The sequence below is a fragment of the Paracoccus wurundjeri genome, assembly GCF_030678915.1.
Taxonomy (GTDB): Bacteria; Pseudomonadota; Alphaproteobacteria; order Rhodobacterales; family Rhodobacteraceae; genus Paracoccus; species Paracoccus onubensis_A.
This window is the reverse complement of the sequence record NZ_JAUUTZ010000004.1, coordinates 23,865-46,968: the sequence shown is the minus strand read 5'-3', so window position 1 is coordinate 46,968 and position 23,104 is coordinate 23,865. Positions and strand designations below refer to the sequence as shown.

At 59.2% G+C, this 23,104-nt stretch carries 22 protein-coding genes; 9 read left to right on the top strand and 13 right to left on the bottom strand.

Annotation, left to right across the window (positions count from 1 at the left end):
* Positions 1-78: 78 nt before the first annotated feature.
* Together Q0601_RS05555 and Q0601_RS05550 are read left to right on the top strand one after the other, a co-directional pair.
* Positions 79-912 (top strand): serine hydrolase, encoded by an 834-nt coding sequence (locus tag Q0601_RS05555; RefSeq protein WP_305287987.1) that lies wholly within the window; start codon positions 79-81, stop codon positions 910-912.
* Positions 913-1,350: 438 nt separating this feature from the next.
* Entirely contained in the window at positions 1,351-1,812 is a 462-nt protein-coding gene (locus Q0601_RS05550; RefSeq protein ID WP_305287985.1) for a hypothetical protein, read from the top strand.
* A gap of 131 nt (positions 1,813-1,943) precedes the next feature.
* Here Q0601_RS05550 and Q0601_RS05545 read toward each other — a convergent pair whose 3' ends face one another.
* From Q0601_RS05545 to Q0601_RS05520, 6 genes are all read right to left on the bottom strand, one after another.
* Positions 1,944-2,633, bottom strand: coding sequence for a GntR family transcriptional regulator (locus Q0601_RS05545; RefSeq protein WP_305287983.1), 690 nt, complete (start codon positions 2,631-2,633; stop codon positions 1,944-1,946).
* A 124-nt stretch (positions 2,634-2,757) separates the two neighbouring features.
* Complete coding sequence (locus Q0601_RS05540) at positions 2,758-3,576, bottom strand: FAD binding domain-containing protein (protein WP_305287981.1); 819 nt, start codon at positions 3,574-3,576, stop codon at positions 2,758-2,760.
* A 10-nt stretch (positions 3,577-3,586) separates the two neighbouring features.
* Complete coding sequence (locus Q0601_RS05535) at positions 3,587-4,084, bottom strand: (2Fe-2S)-binding protein (protein WP_305287979.1); 498 nt, start codon at positions 4,082-4,084, stop codon at positions 3,587-3,589.
* A gap of 24 nt (positions 4,085-4,108) precedes the next feature.
* On the bottom strand, positions 4,109-4,564 hold the full coding sequence (locus Q0601_RS05530; protein ID WP_305287978.1) for an SRPBCC family protein: 456 nt from the start codon (positions 4,562-4,564) through the stop codon (positions 4,109-4,111).
* A complete protein-coding gene (locus tag Q0601_RS05525; protein WP_305287976.1) occupies positions 4,561-5,502 on the bottom strand; it encodes an ABC transporter substrate-binding protein in 942 nt (313 codons plus the stop codon). Before Q0601_RS05525 ends, Q0601_RS05530 begins: the two co-directional genes overlap by 4 nt.
* Complete coding sequence (locus tag Q0601_RS05520; RefSeq protein WP_305287974.1) at positions 5,499-7,949, bottom strand: xanthine dehydrogenase family protein molybdopterin-binding subunit; 2,451 nt, start codon at positions 7,947-7,949, stop codon at positions 5,499-5,501. The genes Q0601_RS05525 and Q0601_RS05520 overlap by 4 nt, the downstream gene beginning before the upstream one ends.
* A 168-nt stretch (positions 7,950-8,117) precedes the next feature.
* Here Q0601_RS05520 and Q0601_RS05515 point away from each other — a divergent pair, with 168 nt between their 5' ends.
* Both Q0601_RS05515 and Q0601_RS05510 read left to right on the top strand, forming a co-directional pair.
* Complete coding sequence (locus tag Q0601_RS05515) at positions 8,118-9,761, top strand: UbiD family decarboxylase (protein ID WP_305287971.1); 1,644 nt, start codon at positions 8,118-8,120, stop codon at positions 9,759-9,761.
* A 61-nt stretch (positions 9,762-9,822) separates the two neighbouring features.
* Positions 9,823-10,800 (top strand): XdhC family protein, encoded by a 978-nt coding sequence (locus Q0601_RS05510; RefSeq protein WP_305287969.1) that lies wholly within the window; start codon positions 9,823-9,825, stop codon positions 10,798-10,800.
* 26 nt (positions 10,801-10,826) lie between these two features.
* On the opposite strand, the gene Q0601_RS05505 is transcribed toward Q0601_RS05510, so the two are convergent.
* From Q0601_RS05505 to Q0601_RS05485, 5 genes are all read right to left on the bottom strand, one after another.
* Entirely contained in the window at positions 10,827-11,402 is a 576-nt protein-coding gene (locus Q0601_RS05505; RefSeq protein WP_305287967.1) for a UbiX family flavin prenyltransferase, read from the bottom strand.
* A 1-nt stretch (position 11,403) separates the two neighbouring features.
* On the bottom strand, positions 11,404-12,501 hold the full coding sequence (locus Q0601_RS05500; RefSeq protein WP_305287965.1) for an AbrB family transcriptional regulator: 1,098 nt from the start codon (positions 12,499-12,501) through the stop codon (positions 11,404-11,406).
* 104 nt (positions 12,502-12,605) lie between these two features.
* Complete coding sequence (locus Q0601_RS05495) at positions 12,606-13,427, bottom strand: ABC transporter permease (RefSeq protein ID WP_305287963.1); 822 nt, start codon at positions 13,425-13,427, stop codon at positions 12,606-12,608.
* A gap of 11 nt (positions 13,428-13,438) precedes the next feature.
* Positions 13,439-14,272 carry an ABC transporter ATP-binding protein gene (locus tag Q0601_RS05490; RefSeq protein ID WP_305287960.1) on the bottom strand — a complete coding sequence of 278 codons (834 nt, stop codon included), beginning with the start codon at positions 14,270-14,272 and terminating at the stop codon, positions 13,439-13,441.
* Between the two features lie 30 nt (positions 14,273-14,302).
* Entirely contained in the window at positions 14,303-15,268 is a 966-nt protein-coding gene (locus tag Q0601_RS05485) for an ABC transporter substrate-binding protein (protein ID WP_305287958.1), read from the bottom strand.
* A gap of 190 nt (positions 15,269-15,458) precedes the next feature.
* On the opposite strand from Q0601_RS05485, the gene Q0601_RS05480 reads away from it, so the two are divergent.
* The 3 genes from Q0601_RS05480 to Q0601_RS05470 are packed head-to-tail and all read left to right on the top strand — an operon-like array spanning position 15,459 to position 17,784.
* Positions 15,459-16,430 (top strand): LysR family transcriptional regulator, encoded by a 972-nt coding sequence (locus tag Q0601_RS05480; RefSeq protein ID WP_305287955.1) that lies wholly within the window; start codon positions 15,459-15,461, stop codon positions 16,428-16,430.
* 1 nt (position 16,431) lies between these two features.
* On the top strand, positions 16,432-17,256 hold the full coding sequence (locus Q0601_RS05475) for an alpha/beta fold hydrolase (RefSeq protein ID WP_305287953.1): 825 nt from the start codon (positions 16,432-16,434) through the stop codon (positions 17,254-17,256).
* Positions 17,257-17,259: 3 nt separating this feature from the next.
* Entirely contained in the window at positions 17,260-17,784 is a 525-nt protein-coding gene (locus tag Q0601_RS05470; protein WP_305287951.1) for a TIGR02444 family protein, read from the top strand.
* 36 nt (positions 17,785-17,820) lie between these two features.
* Here the strand turns inward: Q0601_RS05470 and Q0601_RS05465 are convergent, their stop codons facing one another.
* A complete protein-coding gene (locus tag Q0601_RS05465; protein ID WP_305287949.1) occupies positions 17,821-18,804 on the bottom strand; it encodes an ABC transporter substrate-binding protein in 984 nt (327 codons plus the stop codon).
* A gap of 195 nt (positions 18,805-18,999) precedes the next feature.
* On the opposite strand from Q0601_RS05465, the gene Q0601_RS05460 reads away from it, so the two are divergent.
* Complete coding sequence (locus Q0601_RS05460; RefSeq protein WP_305287947.1) at positions 19,000-19,749, top strand: isochorismatase family protein; 750 nt, start codon at positions 19,000-19,002, stop codon at positions 19,747-19,749.
* A 163-nt stretch (positions 19,750-19,912) separates the two neighbouring features.
* On the opposite strand, the gene Q0601_RS05455 is transcribed toward Q0601_RS05460, so the two are convergent.
* On the bottom strand, positions 19,913-21,124 hold the full coding sequence (locus tag Q0601_RS05455; protein WP_305287945.1) for an MFS transporter: 1,212 nt from the start codon (positions 21,122-21,124) through the stop codon (positions 19,913-19,915).
* A gap of 420 nt (positions 21,125-21,544) precedes the next feature.
* On the opposite strand from Q0601_RS05455, the gene Q0601_RS05450 reads away from it, so the two are divergent.
* Entirely contained in the window at positions 21,545-22,945 is a 1,401-nt protein-coding gene (locus Q0601_RS05450; RefSeq protein WP_305287943.1) for a serine hydrolase domain-containing protein, read from the top strand.
* Positions 22,946-23,104: the final 159 nt, after the last annotated feature.

Here is a 23,104-nt window from a genome sequence, read left to right as displayed (position 1 = left end):
TCAACGAGGCGATGACGATAAATCCATTTACGCCATCAACAAGGCCCGCCATAATCGAGACAAACAGATGGATGGAAGTTGAATAAGAATTTTTCTTTGGAAAGTCTGATCGCGCGCACTCCGGATATCAGTTGGAGTATCGAGATTCATGACCTTTCAACCAACACGACAGCCTTTTCGCTGGGTGCGACGCAGGTCCTGAAAACAGCGAGCCTGGCAAAAATATTCCTGCTTATTGAAGTGGCTGCACGGCTGAGCGAGAGGACACTTGCGGCGGATGAGCCCATTGATCGCCGCAACGTTCCGAAGGTGCAGGATTCCGGTCTTTGGCGGTATCTGAAAACCGATATCCTTCCTCTTGCCGATGCTGCGACGCTCGTGGCGGCTGTCAGTGACAATTGGGCAACCAATGCACTGTTGCATCGCGTTGGTCTCGACGCTGTACAAGTCCGAAGTGAAAGACTGGGATATCCTGAAACTGTGCTGGCTGACTATATCAGGGACGATCGGGGGCCGGCGCACCCGCCGACCGTCAGCAAGGGGCGGGCATCGGACTGGGTCGATCTGTTCGCGCGTATGCACCGCCGGCATCTGGTTTCCAAACATGTCGATGCACAGGTCGAGTACTGGCTTGGAACAGGCACTGATCATTCCATGGTTGCCTCCGCGCTGAACCTCGACCCCCTGATACATGGTTCGGCTCCTGGCGCTTTCGGCATTTATAACAAGACGGGCTCAGATAGAGGTGTGCGCGCGGATGCCGGCCTCGTTATGGGAAGGAATGCCTGCAGCTATTGTATTATCGCCAACTGGAACCCTGACGCTGACCACGTCGATGCTGTCGCAGAAATCATGCACGCTGCCGGCGATCTGGTACGAACGCTGGTGGCGGGAAAAAAGGACGGCGCGTAACGGCCGTTCAAACGCTCTGTCGGCGGCGAGAACCACCAGATGATTCATCGGCCTTAATACCGGCCTTCTGGTGCGCTTTCCGGAACAGCTATTGGCCGGCACATTACCTGACCGATACCGGGGGATGGCCCGCCTTCATCATTTCAGCGAAGGCAACTATCAGCGGACCTAGAAAGCAATATATCTGTGTTAGCTGATCAGAGCGCCCCGCTCCGCATCCGATATTGCCTTGTCGTCCGCTTTATGCAGGATGAGGGAAGTATAGTAATAAGTTCCAGTCAGGCAATTGACACATATTGATAATCATAGACAGATCAAAACACACCGATTCAGGTGATCCCGGCAGGGTATCACGCATCTTCGTGAATATCTTATACGCGCATTCACGGATTTTGACGATATGCACGGATTCAAATTTGTTAACGATGGAGTATTTACATGACAGATAATCACCCGGACCAGACAACGGCACTTCCTGAAAAACAGGATTCAAACCCGATTCTAACTTATCTCGCAGAGTGGAAGTCCCAGTTACTGGCCCTTGCGGTCGCACCATTCATCGGAATCGGTTTTGTGTTCGATTTCCTGCTTCGCGCCAAAGATTTTCCGGAACTCGCCAGCGCCATGTGGGGTGTTGCCGCTTTTTTCACAGGAATTTCCCTGTTTGCGCTTTTGCTGACTTGCGCCGCCTTTACGGCGGCAATGGCGGGCACTCATGAGCGTCAGATGCTTTCCAGCGGGAAAAAAGCAATTCTGAAATGGATCCCGAGGATATTCGCACTGGTAGCTATGCTGGTATTCGTTCCAATGGCCATGTCAGTTCTGGACACAAGTACGAACGGTTTCGGAAAGTTCATGACACCATATGTGAATTGGCTGAAGCTTCATTCCAGCCAGTGACTGTATGAATCGATATGTGCGGCTGCAAAACGCCTGACGTCTGAAGCTTTGCAGCCGCAGGTCGAAAGACCGTCGCAATCAGTGAAACGACAGGCCCGCCCGATGCCAGGCATCTTCCGGCTCAATCGCGTCTAGCTGCCGTTGGCCTCCCGAAGCGCGTGGATGACCGATTCGGCGGAATGCGCGATATGCACCTGAGCGGCCTCTGACGCCGCTTCCATGTCACCGTTCAGAATCGCTCTGACCAGATCCTTGATCTCCTTGGTGCTGGATTTGCGGCGCTCGGGGCGCACGACCGATTTGCGCCGCAAGGGCGAGGTGAGCAAGGTCAATTTATTCAGAATGTCATGACCAAGCGGATTTCGCGCCCCGGCAGAGATCAGGTCATAGAATTCACGCTTGGTGCCGACGATCTCTTCTGCCCCGCCATTCTGATAAGCTTCGATCAGCCGGTCCCGCATCACCTTGAGCTGATCGAACTCCAGTTCGGTCGCATTCTCCATGAACTGCCGGACCAGCAGGCTTTCGATGGCCCCACGAAGCCGATAGATATTGCGGGCATCCTCGATCGTCACCGCCGCAACGGTCAGGCCGCGATTGCCAACCTCGGTCAGGATGCCTTCCGCATGCAATTGCCGCAGCGCCTCACGCAGCGACGTGCGGCTGACATTAAGCTGCTGGCAGAGATCCTTCTCGATCAGCCGGGTTCCGGGCTCCAGCACTCCCGTCTCGATCGCGCGGCGCAGCGAGCGCATGATTTTCTGCCGCAAAGGGGCTGCCTCTGCGACAAGAGCGGTCAATCCTTCTGCCTTGCTTGTCACTCATGAACTCCAGGGTTTGGATGCGCCTTGCAGGATGCGTATTTCCGCGCGTTCGTTGTTTCCGTGTGTACATATCCAACAGAAGCTCCGCTGTCCATTAACCCGCCGGACCGGGGTGGCGTGGCTATAGCAGCGTAATGCAATTCTGGTTGGTTACAGCCTTTTGGGTACAGAATTTGACCAGTTCCGCGCGATACTCCGCATTTGCATGCATGTCAGACGACATATTTTCCATGTCCGCCCGAAGAGGGTCAAGACTTTCACTCTCAAATTTGTGACCAAGCGCCGATTCGGCCTCGTGCCAGCGATAAACGCCGTCATTGCCCGCCCCGGTGATCGCGACCCTGACGCCATCCGCATGAACCGCAACAAAGGCTGCGGCAAGCGCATAGCGAGAGGCGGGGTTCCGGAACTTCGCATAACCGGCATGTTCCGGCTTCCGGAAAGAAACCGAAACAAGCAGCTCTCCGGGCTCCAGCGCAGTCGTGTAAAGCCCCTGAAAATATTCCTCGGCCGTCAGCGTCCGTTGGTCGGTACGGAATATCGCGTCAAGCGCCAGAGCGGCGGAAGGATAATCGGCAGCGGGATCGTTATTCGCCAGCGATCCGCCAATGGTGCCGACATGGCGGACCTGAACATCGCCAATGGTGCCGACCATGCCCGCCAACGCGGGGATACAGTTTCGCACGACAGGCGCGGCCGCCACATCACAGTGACGGGTGGCAGCGCCGATGGTCAGATAGCTTTCATCCTCGGCAATGCCCTGAAGTTCCGGAATCCGGCGAATGTCGATCAGGCGGTCATGGCGCGCCAGATGCCCCTTCATCGCAGGCAGCAGCGTGTGGCCACCCGACAGAAAGGCGGGCGATTCACCTGCGTCATACAGCGCCTTTGCCTCATCGATGGAGCCCGGCCGCAGATAGGTGGTGTCGTAAAGATACATGAATCCTCTCTCAGCCCTGTGCCATCGCGGCCTGATGCCGCGCGCGATACGTCTCGGCCGCCGACAGGATCGCCTTGACGATATTGTGGTAGCCCGTGCAACGGCAGAGATTGCCTTCCAGATCATGCCGCACCAGCGTCTCGTCCAGCTGCCCCTTGTGCCGGTCGATCATATTCACCGCCGCCATGATCATGCCCGGCGTGCAGAAGCCGCATTGCAGGCCGTGATGGGTCCGGAACGCCGTCTGCACGTCATGAAGGCTATCGCCCTCCGCCAATCCCTCGACGGTTTGCAGTTCGGCATTCCCGACCGAGGCCGCAAGTATCGTGCACGACTTGACCGCCTCGCCGTTAAGGATAACCGTACAGGCTCCGCATTGCGACGTGTCGCAGCCGACATGTGTCCCCGTCATGCCCAGATGATCGCGCAGAAGGTGAACAAGCAGGGTTCCGTCCGGAACGTCGCATTCACGCTCCTGCCCGTTCACCGTGAGATTGACCAATGTCATGGAAACATCCTCTCTCTGAACATGTCAGGCATGGGCTTCATAAGCCGCAACCTCTTCAGCGAATTTGGTGAAGAACGCTTCGGTCAGCTTGCGGGCAGTGGAATCGATCAGCCGCGCACCCAGCTGCGCGATCTTACCGCCCACTTGCGCCTCGGCGTTGTAAACCAGTCGGGTGCCGCCACCGTCGTCATGCAATTCGACAAGCGCGCCTCCGCTGGCAAAGCCCGCGACCCCGCCCTGCCCCTTTCCCGAAATACGGTAACCCTCATCGGGGCGCACCTCGCTGAAGGTGACCGCGCCTGTGAAACGGGCCTTGATCGGGCCGATCTTCAGGACCACCCTGGCGTCGTATCCGTCATCCAGATTGCCGGAGAGACTTTCACAGCCCGGGATACAGCGCTGCAAGACCTCGCCATCGTTCAGCAGCCGCCAGACCACATGGCGCGACGTTTCAAGAAGACGTTCACCGACAAGTTTCATTCTACATTCTCCCCGGTCAGAACAGCATTGAGATGGGACAGATCGACATAGCGGGCATAGCTGTTCACAGGTGCCGCATTTCCATAAGCATTGCGAAGAGCCAGAACCTGCTGCGCGCCCTGATCCAGGAACCGTGCTTCCGGCGTCAGCCCGGTATCGGGCGACAACAGGCTGTTCATCACGAAATTCATCGCGGCGGGCTGGATCTGAGGCATCTTGCTTGCCAGAAGATCCTGTGCGGCTTGCCGGTTCTCCGGACGCAGGCTCCAGCGCAGCCCGGCCATGTATCCCCGCAGGAACCGCGCGACCAGATCGGGATGCCGCTCAAGAAACCCGCGCCGCGCTGCGATGACGCCGCCCTGATAATGCGCATAGGCTTCGGTCGAGCGTTGCAGCACATTGAAGCCCGCATTCTTCGCGATCGAGGTAAAGGGCTCGATCAGCAAGGTGGCGTCGCAAAGACCGGCTTTCAACGCTTCCCAACGCTGTGGAGCGGCGCCCACGGCATCGACCGAATAGGCATCGCGCGTGATGCCATTGCGGGCGCACATATCGTAAAAAGCGAAAGCGAAGCCGGTCGTCGGCGCATCCAGCGCGACCTTGCGTCCGGCAAGGGCCGCGAAATCCACGATCTCCTTACCGGTCACCACCGCCAGATCCAGCCGGGTGGCGCCGGCAATGGCGACATAGCCAGGATCCACACCCTCGGCTGCCGCGCCCTGCCCTTCATTATAGGCGACGACATTATCGAAGGCGGTGAAAATAATATCGAACTCATCCCGCGCCGTGCGCTCTGCCTGCTCGATGGAACTGGCTGTCAGCTCAAGCGTGACATCAAGCCCAATTTCGGCGAAATCCCCGTTCCGCATCGCCGCAAAAACGGGCAGGTTCGGGGCGCCGGGAAAGGCAATGACCCGGACGGTGTTCAATTCGGTCATCTGTTGCTCCTGTCAAGATTATCCTGATTGCGCTGTGCGGATCTCATCGCCTGCCAAATCCGCTGCGGGGTCACCGGCATGGAAATGTCGCGGACGCCGAATTCCGAAAGCGCGTCGACAATGGCGCTGACGATCACCGCCAAAGCCGGGGTCGTTCCGCCCTCTCCGCCGGCCTTGATGCCCAGCGGATTGGTCGGCGAATGAACTTCGGCGATTTCACAGGTGAAGGACGGCATATTGTCGGATCGCGGCATGCCGTAATCCATGAATGAGCCGGCCGACGGCTGCCCCGTCTCTTCATCGATGGCGCAAAGCTCCCACATGGCCTGGCCGACGCCCTGCGCGATGCCGCCATGAGTCTGCCCGTGCACGATCAGCGGGTTGATGCAGCGCCCGACATCGTCGACAGTGACATAGCGGGTGATCACCGGGGCGCCGGTATGCATACAGACCTCGATCTCGCAGATCGCGGTGCCGTTCGGAAAGACCGGCGTGTGCATCTCGTTCGTATGGGCCGCATGCAGCGCCCCCTTGTCGGCCGCGGTCGCCTGCGCCAGCGCAAAGATATCCGTGCTGACCCCGGCAGCCGAGAAAACCCCGTCATGAAAATCGATATCCGACGAATTGATCCCGTGCAGATCGGCGAAACGCGATTTCGCGTCAGCAAGCAGTTCGGCCGAAGCGATGGCCATGACCGTTCCCGCATGTCGCATGGACCGCCCGGAATGCGATCCCCCGCCCTCTTTCACGATATCCGTATCGCCCAGGATGATCTGTACCCGCTCTACCGGGACGCCCAGCATATCGGCGACAACCTGCGCGAAACTGGTTTCGTGACCCTGCCCGCTGGGCTGAGTGCCGATGATCACCTCGACACGGCCATCCTCGGTCACGGTAATCTCGGCGCGCTCCCTCGGGGTACCGATCGAAGACTCGACATAATTGGCAAAGCCACGGCCCAGCAGTTTGCCTCGCGCACGCGCCTCGGCCTTGCGGGCCTCGAACCCGTCCCAGTCGGACAGCTCGATGGCGCGGTCCATGTTCTTTTCGTATTCGCCGCTGTCATAATGCTGCCCGACCGGATTGGTGTAGGGCATGGCATCAGGCGGCACGAGGTTCCGACGCCGCAATTCCACCCGGTCCATACCCAGCTCTTCCGCCGCCAGATCCATCATCCGCTCGATGGCAAAGGTGACTTCCGGGCGGCCCGAACTGCGATAAGCCTGTGTACACATCGTGTTGGTGAAAATCGCGCGGGCGCGCAATGTGGCGCAGGGGATATGATACGATCCCGAGATCAACCCCGATCCCTTGGACAGCGGAGACAGCGAAACGCAGCGCGCACCCACATTCGAGATATTGTCGGCGCGCATGGCAAGGATATAGCCTGCTTCGTCGAAGGCCAATTCGACCGTCGTGATCAGGTCGCGGCCCTGATATTCGGTCAGAAAGGATTCCGACCGCGTAGCGGTGAATTTCACCGGCCGTCCGACCCTGCGCGAAGCCCAGAGGATCAGTGGAAACTCTACATAGACCCGGTTGCGGGCGCCGAAATTCCCGCCGACATCAAAGGAGAGGACGCGAAGACGCTCGCGATCGACGCCCAGCACCTTTGAAATCTCGCCTTTCTGCCGGACGGCACCACCCGAACCTGCATAAAGCGTATAGCGGCCAGTTTCCGCATCGAAATGCCCCAAGGCGGCGCGCGGCTCGATAGTGACCGCGGTGACGCGATCTATATGGAAACGGCGCTTCACCACATGGGCGGCGCGTCTGAAGGCGGCATCCGTGCCCTCTTCGTCACCGAAGCGGCTGTCGACCAAAACATTGTCCGGCACCTCGTCCCAGACAGCGGGGGCACCCTCCTGGAATGCCTCGGCGGTGGCGGTCACATGCGGCAGCACATCATATTCGACATCGACCAGTTCGGACGCCTCTTCCGCCAGCGCCGGTGTTTCAGCCACGACCAGCGCGACGACCTCGCCCACATGCCGCACCTTCTTCAGCGGCAGCGGATAATGAGGGCCAACGAACGGGAAACTGCCGTCACTGGCGCGCAGCTTTACGTCGTAATTCGTCGAGGGAACCGGATTATGGGGAATCGGCTGCAAATCGTCCGCGAGCATGTCCTCGGGCGTCAGAACGGCCAGAACGCCGGGCAGCGCCAAAGCGGCAGAGGCGTCGGTCCGGCCGATCACCGCATGCGGATGCGGCGAACGGACCATCGCAGCGTAAACCTGCCCCGGCAGGTTGAAATCATCCGTGAAACGACCCTTTCCGGTGATAAGCCGCTCATCTTCCTTCCGGGGGACGGGCTTTCCGATATGGCGGAACAGCGCATCCGTCACAAGCTTCAGCTCGGGACTTGGTTCACCATGCCGGTAACTGACCTCGCGGCTGGCTGTTGGCGCGGGGACCGCTCGGCGCGGCAGCGCATTCTTGTTCATTTTCTGCCTTTTCCTCCCGATTTCATGACTGTCCACTAGGGCAGGAACCTTACATTTGTCATTTGACATTACTGTCACAATGTATGACAGTATGTCAAGCAATTGAATCGCCTCGACACCACCCCGTTTGCCCGGGCCAGAGGACGCAATGATGAGAGGGAGCACCCTATGGGTCAGGAAGACAGCAAGGCGCCACTGGACCTGCAAGAACATATCGAACGGCTTGAAAAGGCCGGGCTTCTGACCCGGATACAGACGCCGATAGACAAGGACGCGGAACTGCATCCCCTTGCCCGCTGGCAGTTTCAGGGCGGTTTGCAGGAAGATCAGCGGCGCGGCTTCCTGTTCACCGATGTCCGCGACAGCAAGGGTGTGGAATACGACATTCCCGTTGCGGTAGGCGTTCTGGCTGCCACACCGGCTATTTATGCGATCGGTCTGGGGGTCAGCGAAGATCAGATCGGCGATGTCTGGGTCAAGGCCATGGCCAATCCCATCCCGCCCGTCGAGGTCGAGACCGCCCCCTGCCAGGAAATGGTCATCACCGGCGAAGAGCTGCGCCAGCACGGCCGGGGCTTAGGCAGCCTGCCGGTGCCGGTTTCTACCCCGGGCTTCGACAGCGCGCCCTATTTCACCGCCACGCTCTGCGTGACGAAAGACCCCGAGAACGGCATTCAGAACATGGGCACCTATCGTGCCGCCCTGAAAGCGGAAGACCGTCTAGGGGTGCGCATGGCCAGCCGTCTCAGCGGAGCCGGAGGCTATCAGCACTGGCTCAAATACAAGAAGCTGAATCAGCCGATGCCTTGCGCCATCGTCATCGGCTGCGCGCCCGCGGTACTGTTCACCGGCCCGCAGAAATTGCCCATCGACACCGACGAGATGGCAGTGGCCGGGGGATTGATCGGCGCCCCTGTCCGTACGGTCAAATGCAAGACCATCGATCTGATGGTGCCTGCGGATGCCGAGTTGGTGATCGAAGGGCTGATCGATCCCGATCTTCTGGAACCCGAAGGTCCCTTTGGCGAAAGCCACGGCCATGTCGCGCTTGAAGATTTCAACATGTCGATGCAGGTGACGGCGATCACGCGCAAGCGCAAACCGGTTCTGGTGTCCATCGTGTCTCAGGTGACGCCAAGCGAATCCAGCGTCCTGAAACGCGTGGCCTATGAGCCGTTATTCCTTGAACATCTGCGCCACCATATGAATGTGAAGGGGATCCGACGCGTCGTCATGCACGAGCCGCTGACCAATATCCGCAAAGTGATCTTTCTGGAATTCGAGAAGGGAACGCCCCAGTCGGAAATCTGGCGGGGGATGCAGGGCGCGGCGACGCTTCAGGCGCAATGCGGCAAGGTCGTCATCGCCGTCTCGGATGATATCGACGCCCGCAACGCGGATGCGGTCTTCTGGTCCATTGCCTATCGCGCGAATATCCTCGAAGATCTGCACGTCACCCCTTACCGCTCGGGCGGGCATGGGCCGAAATCGGCGTCGAAATCGGCCGAGGGCACGTTGATGATCGACGCGACGCTGAAGGCGCCGATGCCGCCGCTGGCGCTGCCGGCGGAACCCTATATGACCCGCGCCCGCGAGATCTGGGAGGAACTTCAACTTCCCGCCCTGTCGCCGCAGCCGCCCTGGCATGGTTATTCGCTTGGGGATTGGGACGACAGCTGGAGCGGCTTCGCCGAGGCCGCCATCAAGGGTGACTGGCGCGACACGGGCCAGCAGACGCTGGCGCGTCGGCGCGGAAGCATCAAGCCGGAAACACCGGTGCGCAATGTGGAAACGCAACCGGAGCGGAAATAGCGCCCGGCCCGCAGGGGGCGATGCCGGGCGAAAAGCGCGAACAAAATGGATAAGCAGACGAATGCGATCGCAAGCCGCTGATCTTTCCAATGTCGAGTTTCTGCCCTTCGACCCCCGCGCCGTGACGCGCGAAGCTCATGATGCGCTGGGCGCGTTGACTCGCACCGGCGGCAGGGGCGCGCTGGCGGTCATCACGACGGTAGAGGGCGCGTCGTATCGCCCCACCGGCGCGATGATGGCGTTTCTGCCTGACGGGCAGCGCATCGGAAACTTGTCCTCGGGCTGCATAGAGACCGATCTGCATCTTCACGCGAGGGAAGTGATGGCGCATGGCTCCTCCATGCTGCTGCGCTACGGTGCCGGTTCGCCTTTCTTCGATCTACAATTGCCATGCGGGGGCGGTCTGGAAATCCTGCTTCTCCCCCGCCCCCGGTCATCTTTGCTGCACCGCGTTGCCCAGCTGCGCGCCGCGCGAAAGCCCTTCGCATTGGCATTCAATCTTGCGGATGGCGGCATTTCCATCGGGCCGGACCGCACAACCGGGAAGGATGGAGAGGGTATTTTCCATGCCCGGCTTCGCCCCGATCCGCGTTTCCTGATTTTCGGCAAGGGACCAGAGGTCCCCGTCTTCGCCGGTCTGGTTCAGGCGGCGCTGCTTCCGGGCATGGTGCTTAGCCACGATGACGAGACTCTTGCACAGGCGGCGGCCATCGGCGTGACAGCCCGAAGGATCGGCAAAGGCGGCGCGCTCGGGGATGTCGATGTGGATCACGACACCGCCGCGGTCCTGTTCTATCATGAACATCGCCATGAAACGGCGATCCTTCAGGAACTGCTTTCCAGCAATGGGTTCTATATCGGCGCACAGGGCAGCCGCCGTGCGCAAAGCGCCCGCATCGCCGCGTTACGCGCCGAGGGTGTCGATGAAGCCGCGCTTGGCAGGCTGCGCGGTCCGATCGGCGTTATCGCCTCGGCCCGCGACGCCCGGCTGCTGGCGATCTCGGTTCTCGCCGAAGTGCTGGCGCTGCATTCCCGCTGAAAAGCGCCAGCCGGAACCGCAATACATCAATCACCCGATGAAGGCTCACCCCAGCGGCGCGTAACGGCAAGATCGATATCGAAAAGATCCAGCGCCCGCGCCACGCTTTGGGTCACGATATCGTCTATCGTCCGGGGCCGGGTATAGAAGGCGGGCGTCGGCGGCATGATGATTGCGCCGTTAAGCGTGGCCTGCTGCATCAGGGCGATATGACCCGCATGCAGGGGCGTCTCGCGCAGCATCAGCACCACGCGCCGCCTTTCCTTCAGACACACATCGGCGGCCCGCACGATCAGTTCATCGTTATAGCAGTTGGCAATGCCGCTCAGCGTCTTGATCGACGCCGGGGCGATCAGCATTCCCATGGTCCGAAACGACCCCGACGAGATCGCCGCACCGATATCCTTGTAGCTGTAGGTCCGGTCTGCAAGCGCGCGGATATCATCCGGCTCCTGCTCGATCTCTTCGCGGATGGTCCTGACCGCGGAAGACGACATGACCAGATGGGTCTCGATATCCGGAACGGCGCGCAAAAGCTCCAGCGCCCGGACGCCATAGATCACCCCGGAGGCACCCGTGATCGCGACGATCAGTCTTCGCATGTCAGTTGCTCCTTCGAGGTTGGTTAAGGCCGCGATTCATTCTCAGGTAGAAAACCGGCCCAAGCAGGGTAATCAAGAAGACGCGCACCACATGATGCACTGCGATAAAGGAAACCGTCGCCTGCAATGACAGCGCGACAAGGCTGGTCTCGGACAATCCCCCCGGCGCAAAGGCCAGCATCAGGTCAACCAGCGGCAAGCCGGTCAAATGCATCAGCACCCACGCGAAAGCCAGACCCGAAAGAATAAGGATCGATGTCGTGGCGGCGGCGCAAAGGATACTGGTGCCGAAATCGCGCTTGCGCATATTGGCAAAGCCCGTACCAAGCGAGGTGCCCATCACCAGTTGAGCTCCGGCGATGAACAGCAATGGCGGATGGAATGAACTGATCCCGGTGAGATGAATCACACCGCTCAGCACAAGCGGTCCGATAAGCGCGGGCGAATGCAGCCGCGCCAACACCGCCAGTTTCCAGCCAACCGCCGCCGTCACAAGCAGCCAGAGGCTTTCACTCAGGCCAGGCCACCACGCGGTATTGCCTCCTGCACCGACCAGCGGCGCGGGCCAGACGCCCAGCACCACCCATAACACCAGCGGCAAGGTCAACACGACGATCAGGATCCGGAACGACTGCAACAGAATGATCCGCTGAAGATCGCCCCCCATGCTTTCGCCAAAAGCCGACATCTCGGCAAGACCACCAGGCAAAGCACTGAAAAAGGCGGTCGGCACGGGCAACCTTGCGACATGGCGCAGGAACAGATAGCATAGCGACCCGCTGGCCACGATGAAAAGCCCCAGAAAGGACAGGCTGACGAACCATGCATCGAGATGCGCAAATAACGAGGGATCGAAATTCGATCCCAGAAGCACCCCGATCAGCGCCAGCATCATCGGGCGCAGTTTGCGCGGCATGTGAAGCGGCAGCCCCGCAAGGCTGCCGCACAGGCAGAACGCCAGCGAGCCGATCATCCATGCCAGCGGCAAATGCAGGTAGAAGAAAGTGGCGCCGCCGCAAATCCCCAATGTCATCGCAAGAAGCATATTGAACGGCCGCATAGCCGAAGGATCGGGCGATTGTCGGTTGTTTCTCTCCATATCGGTATTCGGTCGGCCTGTTTCTGACGATGGAACGGAATTGCCGGCCCGGATTGTTCCGGGACCGGCGAAGTCTGGCAGGTGCGTCTTGGGGGCGGGCGTTATCAGTGACCGTCGCCCGAGATCTCCCGCTGCCAGGGCGCCACGACATGTTCAAGTAGGGCCAGCAGTTTTTCCAGCACGACCGCCAATATCATCACCAGAATGATCGGCACGAACATCTCGGCGGTGCGGAAGCTGTTCGCGGCGTTGATGATGATCCCGCCCAGCCCCGACAGCGCGGTCAGGAATTCCGCAAGGATCATCCCGATCACGGCCTTGCCGACGGCCAGCCTGAGGCCCGCCATGATATAGGGCAGCGTCGCCGGCAGAACGATCTGTCGCATGATCTTGGTTTGCGATGCGCAGAATGCCGTGCCCACTTCGATCAGCGTCTTCGGAACTGCCTTCACGCCGGCGGTGGTATTGATACAGATCGGGAAGAAGGCCATCAGGAATACGATCACCACCTTGACGCTGAAGCCAAGCCCGAACCAGATCATCAGCAGCGGCACCAGCGCGATGCTTGGGGTCGCATAACCCGCCGTGATATAGATACCGAACGCGGCATCGAAGACCCGGTAACGGCCCAGCAACAACCCGATCGGAATCCCTGCGAGGGCAGCAAGCGCATAGCCCACGACGAATGGCTGGATGCTCTGCACAAAGGCGCGCACCAGCATGCCGTCACTCATCATATCCAGGAAAGATCGGATGATCTGCGAAGGATAGGAGCCGAAAAGCGGGTTTATCCAGGGCCCGCACAATTCCCACACGATCATCAGGGTCGCGACGGAGATCAGCGTAATCGACCAGCTCGGCATGTCTTTGACCGAAAAACGTGGTTTCTTGACAGCGATGGATTCGTGATAGTTTGAAATGGTCATTCAGGCACCTCTCAGGCCGTGGCCCGAAGGGGCGTAGTGTCGGATGTTTCGGACCCGTGCGCCGCAACGGCGTCCTCGGGATGACTATGCAGCGCGTCCCAGGCCAGATGCCGCTTGCGTGCGAATTCCTCGGAACCACGGATTGCCCGCATATCGTTGCGCGGGCGCTCGATATTCACATCGATGATCTCGCGAAGCCGGCCCTTGACCATGACCGCGATCCGGTCTGCCAGCAACACGGCTTCGTCCAGATCATGCGTGACGAAAATAATCGTCTTGCCGGTCCGCTGATGGATGTCCAGCAGTTCCATCTGCAATACTTCACGGGTCTGCGAATCCAGTGCGCCGAAAGGCTCGTCCATCAGAAGCACTTCAGGATCGATGGCCAGCGCGCGGGCGATGCCGACCCTTTGCTTCATGCCACCCGACAGCTGGTGAGGGCGGTGGTGCATGGCATGTCTCAGCCCAACAAGATCTATGAACCGTTCGGCACGCTCGGCAATCTCGGAGGCAGCAACCCCGTTCGCCTCCAGCGCGAAGCGGATATTATCGACCGCCGAGCGCCACGGAAGCAATTCGGCATGTTGAAAGACCATGCCGCGATCCAGACCGCAGCCATTGATCTCTTTCCCGGCGACGCGGATCATCCCGCCCGAGGCTTCTTCCAGGCCCATGATGATGCGCAGCGCCGTCGTCTTGCCGCAGCCGCTGGGACCGGTCAGCGCGACGATCTCGCCGCGTTCGATATTCAGGGACAGATTGTCAAGCGCGCGGGTTTTGATGTTTGCACCACCCGAGCGCAAATTGAAGGTTTTGGATACGTTTTTCAGTTCTACATGGGACATATAGCCGTCTCCAGTTTTTGCGTGGGAGCGTTACTGCTGTTTCACAAGCTCAAGAGCCTGCTGCCGCGGGCCATCATCGATGAATTCAGTGACATCGAATACGTTCTGAATGCGGGCATTGCGCTGCATCATATCCACGTTCCACTGAAGCTTCTCGGCATCCATCTCCAGATCGGGAGTCACAGCGGAATATTTGACGACCTCGTCGAAAATGAACTCGGGACTCTTGTCGTCCTCGGCCATATTGGTGATTTCGCGTGCCAATGGATAGGTTTCCTCGGGATGCTCCAACGCATAGGCATGTCCTTCCATCTGCGTGGCAAGAAACCGCACCAGCTCATCGCTCCTGTTGTCGATGGCGTCCTGTGTGGTCACGATGCAATTCCGCAGCAGATTCGGGGTGACGTCCGGCGCACGAGCGATCACATTCACATTCTGACGTTCCGCTTCCTCTTCATATTCACTTGAGGTTGCGGTGGCATCAACGATGCCTGCGACGACTGCGCGGAAACGGTCTCCGCCCCCGCCGGCGCTGACGAACTTGACCTCACCCGGATCGATATCATGCGCGTACAGCACTTCACGCGCGAACAAATCCGGTGATGATCCCGGCCCAGAGACGCCGATGGATTTTCCCCTGAGGTCCTCGACCGAGGTAATCTCGGATTTCGCATAGATGTTGTAAGTCATTCCCGGCCAGTTGCAGCCGACAAAGCGCAGTGGCGCCTTCTCGGCCATGGCCGCAAGACCGACCAGAGGCGAGGTTGCATAGCTGTCGATCTCGCCGGCCAGCAGCGCCTTGACCGGCACCGTGCTGCTAACGAACTCCACCATCTCCAGATCGATGCCGTATTTCTCGGCAAAACGCTCGGCCATGAAGATTATGCCCGCGTCGCCTTTGGCCTCCACGACACCATGCCGCCAGACATCCGCGAATGCGGGGCCGCTTATTGCCACCGCTGCCGCCGCGATCACGGTGCACATCCTACCTTTCATATTCTCCTCCCCAAATTTCGAGACCCATTTCTAGATTACGGCCGATGGCGAGATTCGCCCCACTTCCGCGCGGGACACTCGCATACTCCTTCCATCGGCTGCAATATTGCATTGCTATACTACTGTATGTATGTATGACAGTATTGCAAAGAACAGAAACTGGCAAATTCAAATCCGAGAGAACACTATCATGACGGTGAATTTGGCTTCTATCGAGATGCGACTGCTGGTCGTCATGGATGCACTGCTTGCCGAACATTCGGTCAGCAAGGCCGCTGCGCGGCTGGGCATGTCACAACCGGCGACCAGTAACGCCCTGAATCGCTTGCGACAATTGTTCAACGACCCGCTTTTCGTCCGTGTCGGCGGCGAGATGCAGCCAACCGCGCGGTCGCAGGAACTGGCCGTACCTCTGAATGACGCATTGCGCCAGATCGAGAACATTCTGGTGCCGCAGGACTTCCAACCGCAGGATACGCCCTGGGTGTTCACATTAGCGGTATCAGAAAATGCCTCGGTTGTCCTGCTACCCGCGCTCATGGCCCATCTGGCAAAGGTTGCGCCGAATATCCGCGTTCTCGCGGAATCGCACAGCAACGAACAGCTCGTCGATCTGCTGGATCGCAATGCCGTCGATTTCGCGATCGGAGTGATCCCCAATCTGCCGCGCCGCTTTTCGCGCACATCGCTTTTTCATGACCGCTATGTCTGCATCATGCGCCGCGATCACCAATTGGCGCGACAGCCCCTGACGCGGCAGTTATTCGTTCAGGCGGAACATCTTGCCGTAAAACCCGGCCCCGGAGATTCCAGCCGGGCCGATGTTCTACTGGCCGAACACGGCATCCAGCGGAATATATTCGCCACCGTACATCAGTTCGTCGCGGCCCCCGCCATCGTGACCAAAACGAATCTGTTGTCGCTGATGCTGGAACGCATGTTGTCAATGTTCGACACATCGGAACTGCACATTACCGATGTCCCGGTCGATGGACTTGAGGTGCGCACGGATCTGGTCTGGAGCCAGCCACGTTCCTCGCTGCCCTCGCATAAATGGATGATCCGCAAAATCCACGCGGCCGCCCGAACCCTGCAACAGGATCCGCCGGATGGGTTTCACCGTCCACCACCAACAGCTTTCGAGACGATGAAGGAAAGATAATATGGACACCACCATCAATGAAACTCCGCATGAGGGAATGGCACAGACCCGTGATGGCGCCGAAATCGCATGGCGCATCGCCAATCCGGCAGGTACGACGCGGATCGCCCTGATCCATTCGCTGGCCATGAATGGCGCATTCTGGGATCGGGTGATCGCCTGCCTGCCAGCGGATGCCGCAGTACTGACCATCGATTGCCGCGGACATGGCCGGTCCACGAAATCGGAGGGACCCTTCACCGTCGAGCAATTCGCCGACGATCTTGCCGATGTCATGGCCCATCTCAGCTGGCAGGACGCGATTGTGGCCGGTGCCTCGATGGGCGGTTGCGTTGCGCTTGCCTTCGCGACACATCATGCTGACCGGGTGTCGGCGCTGGGATTGTTAGACACGACCGCATGGTATGGTGAAGGCGCACCGGAAGCGTGGGAGGAACGGGGCATGAAAGCCGTGAACGAAGGATTGGCCGCATTGGTCGGCTTCCAGAAAAGCCGCTGGTTCAGTCCGGCTTTCCTTGAAAGCCATCCCGATATCGTGGACAGCGCCGTCGCGGTTTTCATGGCCAATGACGTGCCAAGCTATCTGGCCACCTGCCGGATGCTGGGGGCAGCCGACCTGCGCGAGGGAATGCCACAATTCGATTTCCCCACCCTGATCCTGGTGGGCGAGCACGATTACGCGACACCGCCCGCAATGGCGCAGGCGATGGCCGATGCGATCCCGGGCGCGACGATGGAAATTCTGCCCGACATGCGCCATTTCACCCCGCTCGAGGCTCCCGAAGTGATCGCTGACGCACTGACCGGACTCGGACAGCGAATCTAAGCGATGCGGCAGCAAGCGCGAATTCCCCGGACGTCCGACAAGAATGCACTCTGGCGGTTCGCGCTTGCCGTCTATGCCGAACCGGGCGTCAAGGAGGAATGCCTGTATTTCCAGGACCGGCAGAAAGGCGATGTCTGCCTGCTTCTGGCTGCCCTGTTCCTTGCATCCGGGGGGTGCAGTATCGGGCCGGACACCCTTCGGAGATTGAAATATTCCGTGCCGTGGCAGGCGCGGTTGCATCTGTTCCTGACGCGTTATGTCAGAAAGCGCCTGTCCCGCGATGGCCGGACGGGGCGCTTGCGCAAAGCGCTGCTGAAGCGTGAATTGACTATGGAGCAGACCCGCCTCGCCCGGCTGGAAGCCGCGTCAATAGATGAACGCGCTAATCTGGAGCAGGACGACGCCTTGCGAAAACTGATAGACAGTCTGTGCGCCTTTTACGGCCTGAAGCGGATCGGACTGTCAGCCACAATTGCCGCAACCCGTAAATCCGGCGGCTCGGCACGGCATTCTCCGCATCTTTCCTGAAATTCCGGTCCCGCCGAAAAACGGAATGAGGCCGCATTACTTCCCGACGGTTGCCAGAGCCTCTTCCCGAACGCTTTCATCCACGAAATCCCTGACATCGGCATTTTCGGGAAGCGCGCCAAGACGAACCATCTGATCATCGGTCCATTGCAGGTTTTCCATCGGAACCGCAAGATCGATGGCGATCGCGTCGTATTTTATAGCTTCGTCATAAATGAATTCCGCCGTCTTGTCGTCCTCGGGCAGCCGGGCGACCTTATGGGCAAGAGCGATCATCGCGTCCTTGTTGCCGATTCCGTAAGCCAGCCCCTCCATCTCGGCGCCAAGGAAATTCACCATATCCGCGCGCCGTTCGGCAATCTTTGCGCCTGTCGTCATAACGCAGACCTTGACGAATTGGGGCGTGACCTCTGCCCCCGCGAGAAGCGGCTTCACATTATATGTTTCCGCACCGACCGCGAATTCGCTGGAACTTGCGGCGGCGGTCACAAGCCCCGCGCCCACCGCACGGACACGATCCGCGCTTCCACCCGCATTCACATAGGTAACATCCGACGCGGACAACCCAGACGCCTCGAGCGCAAGCTGGGTGAAGAGCATCGGAAGCGAACCAGGCGCAGAAACGCCGATCGACTGCCCCTTGAGATCTTCTGTGGAAGCCACGTCCGGCGACGAGAATACGGTATAGGTCATTCCCGGCCAGTTGCAGCCGATGATCTTGATATCGGCATTCTGGTGAAGCGCGGGCAGCGCGACGACGGGACTGGCTTCGAAACTGTCCAGTTCCCCCGCAAGCAGCGCCTTCAACGCGGTCGGCCCGCCGGTGAACTCCACCATCTCGATATCAAGGCCACGTTTCTCTCCGAAACCGCCTTCTGCAGCCTGAAACAGAAATCCGGAATCGCCTTTCGCTTCAACAATACCATGCCTCCAGACCTCCTGCGCCTGCGCCGCGCCTGCAATCGCGGCGATACCTGTCGCCGCAATCAGAACACAGTTGATTCCCAATCTCGAAAACATGCGCTTCCCCTCCCTGAAATCTTCAGATGTTTCGGCTTTTTCCCCGAAATGGTGCCGATGATATGAAGTGGAATAGTGTATTTTAGTAATAACGTATGCTTGCCATACAAACATATTATCGCCATAAGTCAATCGCCGATAAGAAGGATCCACGATCCGCCGGGCTATCGCTTGAAAAAGATAGGAGGAAGGAAAATGACTGAACGCGTTTGGGATAAGTTCCTGACGGAACGCGATAAGCAGGTCTTCAAACTTGCGGGCTACGGCGTTCGGCAGGGATTTGGAACGCGGCCGGCACTGCTGGTTATCGACGTCAATTATGCGTTCTGCGGTGACCGCCGTGAACCGTTGCTCGAATCGGTCAAACGCTGGCGGCAATCGGGCGGAGAGGCGGCATGGGACGCCCTGCCCGTTATCCGCAAACTGATCGATGTCGCGCATGACCGTGAACTGCCGGTCATCTACACCACCGGAATCAGACGCGCGGACAATTGGGATGCCGGCGGCTGGGCGTGGAAAAACGCCCGCAGCGGAGAAAAGCCGAAAGCGGCCTCTGCTATCGACGGCAATGAGATCATGCCGCAGATCGCGCCCTCTGAACAGGATATCGTCATCCACAAGCAGAAGCCCAGCGGCTTTCACGGCACCAATCTGCTGAGTTATCTGACGCTTCTGGGCTGCGACAGCGTCATCGTAACCGGCACCGCCACAAGCGGCTGCGTCCGCGCCACTGTCGTGGATGCCTTTAGCTACAACTACCGCGTTACGATGGTCGAGGACGCCTGTTTCGAACGGTCAGAGGCAAGCCACGCGATAGCGCTTTGCGATCTGAACGCCAAATATGCCGATGTAATCGGAAGCGAAGAGGTTCTGGCCTTCATGCAGGAAAGACCCCGCGGGATGTTCGATCTGCCGAAAGGTCCTGCGCTCAGGGCGGCGGAATAACCGTTCTTCCGCCCAGACCTGCTCTGACATGCCCCCGGTTCTTCGCTGTCCGTCAGATGCCGCTTCTTCGACGCATTGCAGGCAGGATCCGAGGCAGTTGGATGCTACGCAGCCACGGCTTCCTCATCCCTTGATCGGCGGCCCGATATGCCCGTCGCTAATGCTAGCCACTTTCGTCAATCTTCGGCAGGAACCATGCCAGCAATCCGGCAAGCGGCATGAAAGAACAAATGCGATAGACGGTCTCGACACCGTAGCCGTCGGCTAATCCACCCAAAATCGCAGCGGCGATACCGCCAAGGCCAAAATTCAGGCCATAGAACAACCCGCCGATAAGACCAATGCGATTAGGCAGAAGCTCCATCGCATAGATTAGAATCGAGGCGAAAGCGCTGGCCATGATCAGATTGATCGCTACCGTCAGCACACCGGTCCAGACCAGATCCATATAAGGCAGGATCAACGTCAGCGGCAGCGGCCCCAGCACCGAGATCCAGATGACTCTCTGGCGTCCGATCCGGTCACCGACGATGCCGCCAATCAGTGCCCCCGCCGCCGAGGCGAGCAGGAAGATGAACAGCATCATCTGCGCCGAGGGGACCGAAAGACCGAACCTTTCCATCAGATAGAATATATAGAAGGACCGAAAGCTTTCGCTGTATGCGTTTTTCGAAAACATCAGCAGCGTCAGGACGACGAGACCGATCCCAATGGTCAGAGGCGCGTGCAAAACATGATGGCCGTCGCCCCTGCCTTTTGCCCGCATGGCGGCGAATTCAGCGAAGACCCGACGCTGCTGACTACCGATCCAGCCCAGCAGCAGCATGGCTAGCAGAGCGACGACGGCAAACCAGGCAAGGCTGGGCTGGCCCCAGGGAACGATGATCAGCGCGGCGAAGACCGGACCAAGCGCACCGCCCGCCTGCCCGCCTATCTGAAAGATACCCTGAGCCAGCCCCTGGCGGCCTCCGGCAGCGTAGCGCGCCATCCGCGTGGCCTCGGGATGGAAGATCGATGAGCCGATGCCGATCAGCGCGACCGAGACGAGGATCACCGCATAGCTATGCGCAAAGGCCAGACTGACGAGTCCCGATAGGGTAAACATCATACCGACCACCGGCGAATAAGGCGCAGGATGGCGGTCCGCGACCATGCCGATCACCGGCTGCAGTAGTGATCCGGCGATCTGGAAAGTCATCGTGATCATGCCAATCTGTATGAAATCCAGCGCATAACTATCCTTCAGCAAAGGATAAACGGCCGGAATCAGCGATTGCATCAGATCGTTCAGAAGATGCGTCATACCCAATATGACCAAAACGGCCAGATGGGTTCTTGGACGCGTGACAGACAGGGCGGCAGTGGTCGATGTCATGGCGGTATTCTGGAAAATGGAAGCCGCATATGTTTGTCACATCGCCTCCCCGGTCACAAGAGACAGGATCGGAGCCCGGATTTGAGCTGCCGGCGATGTTGTGACCGCCCGTTGCACGATGACATGCCCAAATCGAGCAATAGAGTTCCAGAAATAAGATATAAAAGCTTTTAAGCTTCCCACCGTCACAAACGCGATTGTGGACGACCGAGAACCCACATCGTCAAGCAATATCCTCTATCCTAGAATCAGGGCGAAGGTCTTTTCAGGACAAGGGCGTGAACCGCCAGAATTTCACGCATGACTCTGCCGCCTTTTCCACGCTAAGTAAAACCGCGATAGGGGAAAGCACGCGTTCGAAATCGAAGACTCCCGGCATGACATCGCCGGAAGCTTGTCAAAATGCCCGGGGAAGCTCACTTGCGGAAGATCTGGATCATTCTGAAATGGTTTATCGGCATACTTGTGACCCTCATGGCCGGGTTGTCCGTTTGGCTCTACGTCGCGCCCCCTGACCTCATTCGTGTCGGATCGGGCTATGCTGCCAAGATCGTCTGCTCCAACATGTTCATTGCAGGGCGAGATCCCGAGGCAGTGCTGGCAAAGGATGTCCAGGCGCCGGGTCATCCCCTGCTGCGACTGATGCGGGTGCAGGTCGACGCATCCGAGGGCACCGTGCATGCGGGCCTGCTCGGCCTGTTTGGCAACGGACTCGCGGTGCATCGTCAGGGAACCGGTTGTGCTGTGGTCCCCGATGACGATCTCGCGGCCGCGGCGCGCTCGTCGGCGGCAGCTGAAAGCGATCAGCCAGACAGGCCGGTAATGATCACCTCGGAGCATCCGGCGCTAGCGGCCGCGCTGGACGACCCGAAACTCACCGGGCCGGATATGCGTGCCGTCGTGGTGCTCCGGGACGGACGCATCATCGGCGAGCGTTACGGCGCGGAGGGCAATGTCGATCAACCCTTGCTCGGCTGGTCGATGACCAAGACGGTGACCGCCGCTCTCATCGGCACGTTGGTCCGCGAGGATATGCTGTCCGTCGCGGATGATGCACTGCTACCGCAATGGAGGAAGGACGACCGAGCAAAGATCACCATTGCCGATCTTCTCGGGATGGAAAGCGGATTGGCATTCAATGAGAATTACGGATCCGTCACCGACGTCACCCGCATGCTTTACCTCGAGCCGGATATGGCGTCCGTCCCCGCCGGCAAGCCCCTGATCGCGGCGCCGGGAGAAATGTTCAGCTATTCGAGCGGCACGAGCGTGCTTCTGTCACGGATCTGGCAAAACGCGTTCGAGAACCCCCGGGACGCCCTCGATTGGCCGGGCAAGGTCCTGTTTGGCCCGCTTGGCATGTCGACCGCTGTTCTGGAAACGGATGCCAGGGGGACTTTCGCGGGCTCATCCTATCTTTACGCGTCGGCGCGGGACTGGGCCCGGTTCGGGCAGTTCCTGCTCAATGATGGTGTATGGGAGGGTAAGCGCACCCTGCCGGCGGGCTGGGTCGACTGGATGCGGACGCCGACGGTGGCGTCGGACGGCGAATATGGCCGGCATGTCTGGCTGCATGGCCCGCGTACCGGTCAGTCTCGGGATAAAAAACCAGATGCGGATTACGATATCCCGGACGACGCCTATTGGCTGCTTGGTCACGATGGACAGACCATGACGATCATTCCCTCGCGCGACCTTGTTATCCTGCGCATGGGCCTGACCCCGGCAAAGCTTGGTTATAAACCACAGATCCTCGTGGAAGCCGTGGTCAAGGCAGCCGCTTCAGTCGATAGCGCACAGCAGGGCGAGAGCCTACAGTGAATTTTCCCGTTTTGGATCAGCGCCGATCTTCTCGGCATATCAGGTATCGCGTCGATCAGCGGCCTCTGTATGGGTCTGCGCTCATTCAGGCAGCGATATAATTTTTATTCGCTGCATTCTTAGTCATCATCATGGCGATTGGCGGAATCAAGACAGGAC